At 34.5% G+C, this 5,968-nt stretch carries 8 protein-coding genes; 6 read left to right on the forward strand and 2 right to left on the reverse strand.

Annotated features, from left to right (window positions below; translation table 11 throughout):
* The 3 genes from KGF65_RS16135 to KGF65_RS16145 all read left to right on the forward strand — a co-directional run.
* A partial coding sequence (locus tag KGF65_RS16135) for a replication initiation protein (protein WP_216786656.1) occupies positions 1–924 on the forward strand: 924 nt, incomplete at its 5' end.
* Positions 925–1,097: 173 nt separating this feature from the next.
* Entirely contained in the window at positions 1,098–1,697 is a 600-nt protein-coding gene (locus tag KGF65_RS16140; RefSeq protein WP_216770717.1) for a DUF536 domain-containing protein, read from the forward strand.
* Positions 1,698–1,701: 4 nt separating this feature from the next.
* Positions 1,702–2,676 carry a hypothetical protein gene (locus KGF65_RS16145; RefSeq protein WP_216770716.1) on the forward strand — a complete coding sequence of 325 codons (975 nt, stop codon included), beginning with the start codon at positions 1,702–1,704 and terminating at the stop codon, positions 2,674–2,676.
* A gap of 313 nt (positions 2,677–2,989) precedes the next feature.
* Here KGF65_RS16145 and KGF65_RS16150 read toward each other — a convergent pair whose 3' ends face one another.
* Positions 2,990–3,346: a type II toxin-antitoxin system YafQ family toxin gene (locus KGF65_RS16150; protein ID WP_159293388.1), complete on the reverse strand. Its 357-nt coding sequence runs from the start codon at positions 3,344–3,346 to the stop codon at positions 2,990–2,992.
* Positions 3,343–3,624, reverse strand: coding sequence for a type II toxin-antitoxin system Phd/YefM family antitoxin (locus KGF65_RS16155; protein ID WP_011669006.1), 282 nt, complete (start codon positions 3,622–3,624; stop codon positions 3,343–3,345). Before KGF65_RS16155 ends, KGF65_RS16150 begins: the two co-directional genes overlap by 4 nt.
* 76 nt (positions 3,625–3,700) lie before the next feature.
* Between KGF65_RS16155 and KGF65_RS16160 the strand changes: the two genes are divergently transcribed.
* The 3 genes from KGF65_RS16160 to KGF65_RS16170 all read left to right on the forward strand — a co-directional run bounded on the left by KGF65_RS16160 (position 3,701) and on the right by KGF65_RS16170 (position 5,250).
* Entirely contained in the window at positions 3,701–4,288 is a 588-nt protein-coding gene (locus KGF65_RS16160) for a site-specific integrase (protein ID WP_020090510.1), read from the forward strand.
* A 12-nt stretch (positions 4,289–4,300) separates the two neighbouring features.
* Positions 4,301–4,660 carry a hypothetical protein gene (locus KGF65_RS16165; RefSeq protein ID WP_046870853.1) on the forward strand — a complete coding sequence of 120 codons (360 nt, stop codon included), beginning with the start codon at positions 4,301–4,303 and terminating at the stop codon, positions 4,658–4,660.
* Between the two features lie 377 nt (positions 4,661–5,037).
* The gene (locus tag KGF65_RS16170; RefSeq protein WP_068807461.1) at positions 5,038–5,250 is read left to right on the forward strand and encodes a hypothetical protein; all 213 of its coding nucleotides are present in this window, start codon (positions 5,038–5,040) and stop codon (positions 5,248–5,250) included.
* The last annotated feature ends 718 nt before the right edge of the window (positions 5,251–5,968 follow it).

Genomic DNA, 5,968 nt, shown 5'->3' on the forward strand with positions numbered 1-5,968 from the left:
ATGAGCAATGAACTTATAAAATATGATCCTGAACTTAATACCATTCCGTTACGTAAATTCACCCCTATTGAAATGAATCTATTTTTTTCAATTATTTCTCGTATGCGTGATAAGGGAGATCAGACAGTTAGATTTTCTTTTGAACAACTTAAAGATTTGAGCAACTATAAACCGACTGCAAATAATCGCTTTGAAGATGATATTCAAAGAACTTATGAAAAGTTAATGGGACTTCATTTTGGAAGACGTAGTAAATCTGGATTAAATAGAGAAATGTTTGTTATGTTTACTAAATTCAGAATTGTTGGTGAAGCTGATTCTCCTTATATAGACATTGAAGTATATAAAGATGCTTTGCCACTTCTTAATAATTTAGACACGTGGGTTAGATATGCTTTAGCGGAATTTAGAGATCTTCGAAGCAGTTATGCTAAAACTGCTTTTAGATTGTTAAAAGGTTTCAGAACAACCGGTTATGCTTTTTTATCAAAAGAAGATTTTTTTGAGTTACTTGATATTCCTAAAAGTTATTGGAAAAAACCGGGAGACGTTGATAGATACGTTCTTAAACCAATCAGAGAAGAATTGACCCCTCTTTTTAGAGGCCTAACTGTTCGAAAGAAATATGGTAAAGGCCGCGGGAAACCAGTGATTGGGTATTCTTTTACTTGGAAGCCTGAAAAGAAAGACGCTAACGACTTCTCACAAGGGCAATTTCAAGATGAACGTCAAAAACTCTTTAACATTCAGCATAATGGTGAATTAACAGAACAGGAAAAATGGCGTGCCATTGATAAAGTTAAGGGGTTAACTCTAGGTTCTACTGAAAAGCAAGCATTGGCTGTCAAACAAGCCGAACATGATAAAAAAATAAGAGATCAAGCACGAAAAGAAGCACTTGCTGAACTCCAAAACAGGTTTTGAAATAATGCCTAAAATTTATTTAATGTTTTAATCATGGAAACTTTGGGTTAATAAAAAATCTTGCTATATAAAAACGACAAGAACGATAACTAGATTTAATTTTTACTTGTCGATTGTCGTTCTTGTCGTTTTTAATTTATAATTTAAGGTGAATTATTTAGGTGGTGAAACGATTGGGTAAAACTATCCGACAACTTTCAGATGAATTGAAGTTGTCAAAACAGGCTATTAATCAGCGCATATCAAGTATCAAGGGCTTCCGCAGTAAGTACACTCATAAAGTTAAAAATCATCTAGAAATAGACGATCAGGGTGTTAAAATACTTGCTAATTTCGACAAACAAAAACGACAAGATCAGCAAGCAAATCGACAAGAACGACAAGCTGAAAACGACAAACAGGATAAAAGGGACATTAACATTAATGATGTTTTGCTGAAACAACTTGACGTTAAAGATCAGCAAATTTCCAAATTACAAAAGGCCTTAGATCAGCAACAACAGTTACAGTTAGCGGCACTTGCGGAAAATCGTCAATTAAAAGACCATATTCAAAAGCTAAGTGGCTTACTTGAATCTTCTAGTTCAACTCAAAAACAACAATCAACCAAGAAAAATGACAACTTACCGAACAATGATAATTCCAGTCATATCAAGGATCAAAATGACAAGAAAGATAAAAACGGTGTTGTTGATACTGATGAAAAGCAAAAAAAAATACATAAAGACAAAGTCAATAACAGTTGGTGGCATTTTTGGAAAAAAGAGGAGTAGATAGATGTTAGAAAAATTAAACAAAATATTGGAATCATCTAAAATTCCAGAAGCAACTAGAAAAATGATAGATAATTTAGACGAAGACGGGAAGACAGCATTGAACGATTTATACGATGAGAATTCTGATTTCTATAGACATGCTAAACCAGATTTAATCGCACATCGATTTTATCCCGATGAAAAAGGTGTTACCGATTTGTATCACTATACAACTGTTGATTCTCTTAAAAAAATTGTTTTTAGTAAAACTTTTTATTTTGGGTCTATTCATTCAATGAATGATAAAAAAGAGGTTGATTATACTTATGAATTGGGCAAGAAAGAGCTTGAAAATTTAGGAGCTAACTCAACAGAAATTAATAAATTCTTTGCATCGCGAAAAAAACTTCCTTTGGATCAATACATATGGAGTTTTTCTGCTAACAAAAATTCAATGGCACTGCAAAATTATGGTGAAATTGCTCTATCATTTAATAGACAAAAGATTCAAGAAAATCTTTCTAAACGTTTTTCCATAGGAGCTAATTCTTTTTCTGACTTTCATGTAGGTAATGGTTTTGTTTTTCCGTTAAAGGTTGAGTATAACAAAGAAAATCAATTGGAATATATTAATCCAGTAGCCAGAGAATGGTTGTATGCATATAGGAATTTGAATAAAGATCCGGATGATATGTTCGAAATAATGAAAGATTCTATGGGAGCACTATTTTTATTTTCATTATGTTTTAAGAACCCCTGCCTTTATCAGGAAGAAGAAATTAGGTTCGTTGTTTTAAAAATAAACGACAATAATGATATTAATCCTGAAAAAGTAATTAATAATAAGCCCTTTATAAGTTGCGATTTTAACCCTGAGCTATTAAGAAGTATTGTATTGTCTCATAAAGCATATACAAGAGAAAATTCTATTAGAAAGATATTGGATCAAAGCGGCTTTTCTACTACCAAAATAGAGCATACACAATTGCCTTACTAAAAAGTTCTAATATCAAATGATGTTTTCGAGATCTATATGAGATTGTAAGAAAAAAGATGAAGAGTATTGATTTTTCAATGAAACCCATTAAATCAAAAGAAACTTTTTTACGTTGTATATTTAGGCCTATTCTTTTAATGTCTTACCTGCCAATATTTATAATTATTATATTTGCGATAATTATTGAATTTATTCACTAAATAGGGTCTATAACTATCAAATCGCCCCTCAAAAACATTGTTAAAATAACCCCCAATATCTATAATGTGGATATTGGGGGTTATTTATTTACATATTATAAAAATGACTTCTTCTATTCGTCATTTTTTCGATACCTTTTAGCACGATTTTGACCAGGAAATAAACGATCATGCGATCCGACTCGAATTCCAATTAAGACTAGTTCATCTTTATCAATCGTATAAACCACCAGGACATCATTAGTTTCGCTTGGCGTTCTGTTTTTCGGGGTATCTCGTAAGTGAAATTCATTATACCCGCTCATTCGCCGATTAAGCTCATGATCTTCAAATTCTGGTGGTAATTGTTGTTGTTCGAGCAATAGGTCAATGGCTGCTCGAACTTCGTCAATAATAGTTTTATCTAAACTGGCTAATCGCTTTAGGTCAGCATTAAAGGTTGCACGCGGCTTAAATCTTAGTTTTTTCATTGTTTAAACTGACCCCAATAATCATCATTTGATTCAACAATTTCATCATCAGGTAAAACATGGCGTTTAATTAACTGATCACGCGCAATTGCATAGTCTAACGAACCTTCTTTAGCTTTTAATGCTCTTTCTAACCAGTCCATTTTTTCTTGCGAAACGATGGCCACTGCGCGACTATTTGAACGAGCAATATAAACGGTTTCGTCTTCGTCATTAACTTGATCCAAATATTTTTTTAAGTTAGCGCGAAAATCGCTCTGTGTTAATGCTAATGTCATATTTACCACCCTTCCATTGTACTTAATATTGTACTTTAATTTGTACTAAAAATCATTTTTTTAAGGAGCTAAAACTATGCAACAAGTTGTCTTACCCATCAAAGATTCAAACGTTCTCAAAGAGGTTCAAGATACCTTACTCAACAACTTTAAAGCTGGCCGGCGTAACTATACAGTTTTTCAAGTTGGCAAAGCGACACTGTTGCGAGTCAGTGATGTCATGCGCTTAAAACAAACCGATATTTTTAATCCGGACGGTTCTATTAAACAAAATGCGTTCATTCACGACCGAAAAACGGGCAAGCCTAATACCTTGTATCTTAAACCAGTTCAAACAGAGCTCTTGTTGTACCGTCAATGGCTACTTGATCATAGACTAGCCTCTGAATGGCTCTTTCCTTCCATTCAACACCCCGAGCGCCATATCACGGAAAAACAGTTCTACAAAATTATGAGCAAGGTTGGCGATCTGTTAGGAATTAATTATCTAGGGACCCACACAATGCGCAAAACCGGGGCTTATCGCGTCTACACACAATCTAATTATAATATTGGTTTGGTCATGCACTTATTAAATCATTCCAGTGAAGCAATGACTTTAGCTTATTTAGGCTTAGACCAGGCTAGTACTGAAACGATGCTGGATAAAATTGATTTTGGTTAGGAGGCTGGCTTTATGGATTTAGATTTTAAATCAAACAAGTATGATCTTTTTGATGATTGGCATCAAAACAAGACTAAACAAGCCTTTACACAAAAGTTGCAGCAACAAGCTCAACTTGAAAAAACACAGCTGCCACAGTTATTGTCGCGTGAAGATTTAAAAATTCGCTGGCAGATGAACTCTCGTCAAAGTGTTCATCAAGTTGCTAGTAAGCCTGATTTTCCGCAACCCGTTTTTGCTTTTAATCATGGTAAGACGCCACTTTACTTAGCAACTGAAATTCAAATTTTCGAAATTAATCACCCTTGGGTAATAACTCCCGGTGCTCGTCTTGCTTATAGTCATTGGATCCTTCGTAATGTGATTGATTAATCTTGAGATTTGGCTCTAGGATTTTTATCGTTGGCGCTAGCCTTCTAATACAAATAATCCCCATCAAAATGGGGATTAAATCTACCCTTGACACTTGTCAAGGGTGTAAGTGCACATTGACCTCGTTTCACTCGACCTGCTGATAACCATACAATCAATTTCTGACGTTGTTGAATTGACTGTATTTTTAATTCAATTTATGCTTGCACTTAACTAAGATTTTTATATTTTAAATACTTAAAAAGTGTTGCAGATCCCACTGTTTTAAGCCAAATTTTTTTTAATCGTTCTGTGCAAAGAATCTTTATGAGTTTGGTAACAAAATTGGAATAACGGTACTGTAAAATCTGTAAATCTAAACTGAAAGCATTATTTTGATGTTAGGAGTAATCAAGATGGACGAAAAGAAAGTATTAAAACCCATTGATGAAATGCTTGCTGATCCTTGGCAAATTGATATTCAAGAATTGTTTGAAGCTTCTGTCAATGAACCTGATGAGATCAAAAGGAACTTGTATGATTCCTTATACACTTATGTTTTGCAAAAAAGGCAAGAAGATATTATTAGTCGTCCAGGTTTCGTCATTTAGCCCTCTAAGAGCCTGCTGAGGGCTTTTTATTTTTCCTTTGGTATAAATATATATAAACAGTCTTAAAACCGCTAGAAACGAGAAATAAGGCCCTTAAAAACGAATATAGCAGTTAAAGTCTTGCTAAGATTTAGAAAAACTAACTGTTTGCTGTCAATGGTAGCGGACGAGCGTAGCGTGGGAGCATAAGGAATTGACAGCTCTAAACCAGTCTTAACACTGAATTGGCGAAAGCCAAAGTTTCTATAAAACTTTGCTTTCCTGCCTAACGGCGAGTGAAAAAGCGGTTAAGCTGGCTCAGCTTGGACGGGGTTCGGGGCGTCAGCGCCCGAATTAATGTGGCTTGCCGCACCTTTTAGGCAACGAACAGAGTGAGGCGCAAGGAGCATAGCGACTGGAGTTTAATGTGAGCCTGTTTTGGAGCTCACTCCTTTGTATTTTTGTTTTAGATTTTGATCTTGTACAGTGGTGCCTCTTTTAAACCTCTTTTATAAACCTCTTTTAAACCTCTTTTAGACCCCTTTTGAGCCTTACTCTCCCAAGGCTTATAGAAGTTTATCAACGAGGTTTTGTCTGTTTATCAACGAGGTTTTGTCTGTTTATCAACGAGGTTTTGTCTGTTTATCAACGAGGTTTTGTCTGTTTATCAACGAGGTTTTTAATGGTGATCGTTGATAAACAATCGTTGATTTTATATAATAGTTGTGGAGGTGTGATT

The sequence above is a fragment of the Lactiplantibacillus sp. 30.2.29 genome (assembly GCF_018991255.1).
GTDB classification, from domain to species: Bacteria; Bacillota; Bacilli; order Lactobacillales; family Lactobacillaceae; genus Lactiplantibacillus; species Lactiplantibacillus pentosus.

Bases quoted from the DNA above. Each gene is read 5' to 3' on its own strand.
- KGF65_RS16145 (WP_216770716.1), top strand. From the start codon at position 1,702: ATGTTAGAAAAATTAAACAAAATATTGGAATCATCTAAAATTCCAGAA.
- KGF65_RS16150 (WP_159293388.1), bottom strand. From the start codon at position 3,346: ATGAAAAAACTAAGATTTAAGCCGCGTGCAACCTTTAATGCTGACCTA.
- KGF65_RS16155 (WP_011669006.1), bottom strand. From the start codon at position 3,624: ATGACATTAGCATTAACACAGAGCGATTTTCGCGCTAACTTAAAAAAA.
- KGF65_RS16160 (WP_020090510.1), top strand. From the start codon at position 3,701: ATGCAACAAGTTGTCTTACCCATCAAAGATTCAAACGTTCTCAAAGAG.
- KGF65_RS16165 (WP_046870853.1), top strand. From the start codon at position 4,301: ATGGATTTAGATTTTAAATCAAACAAGTATGATCTTTTTGATGATTGG.
- KGF65_RS16170 (WP_068807461.1), top strand. From the start codon at position 5,038: ATGTTAGGAGTAATCAAGATGGACGAAAAGAAAGTATTAAAACCCATT.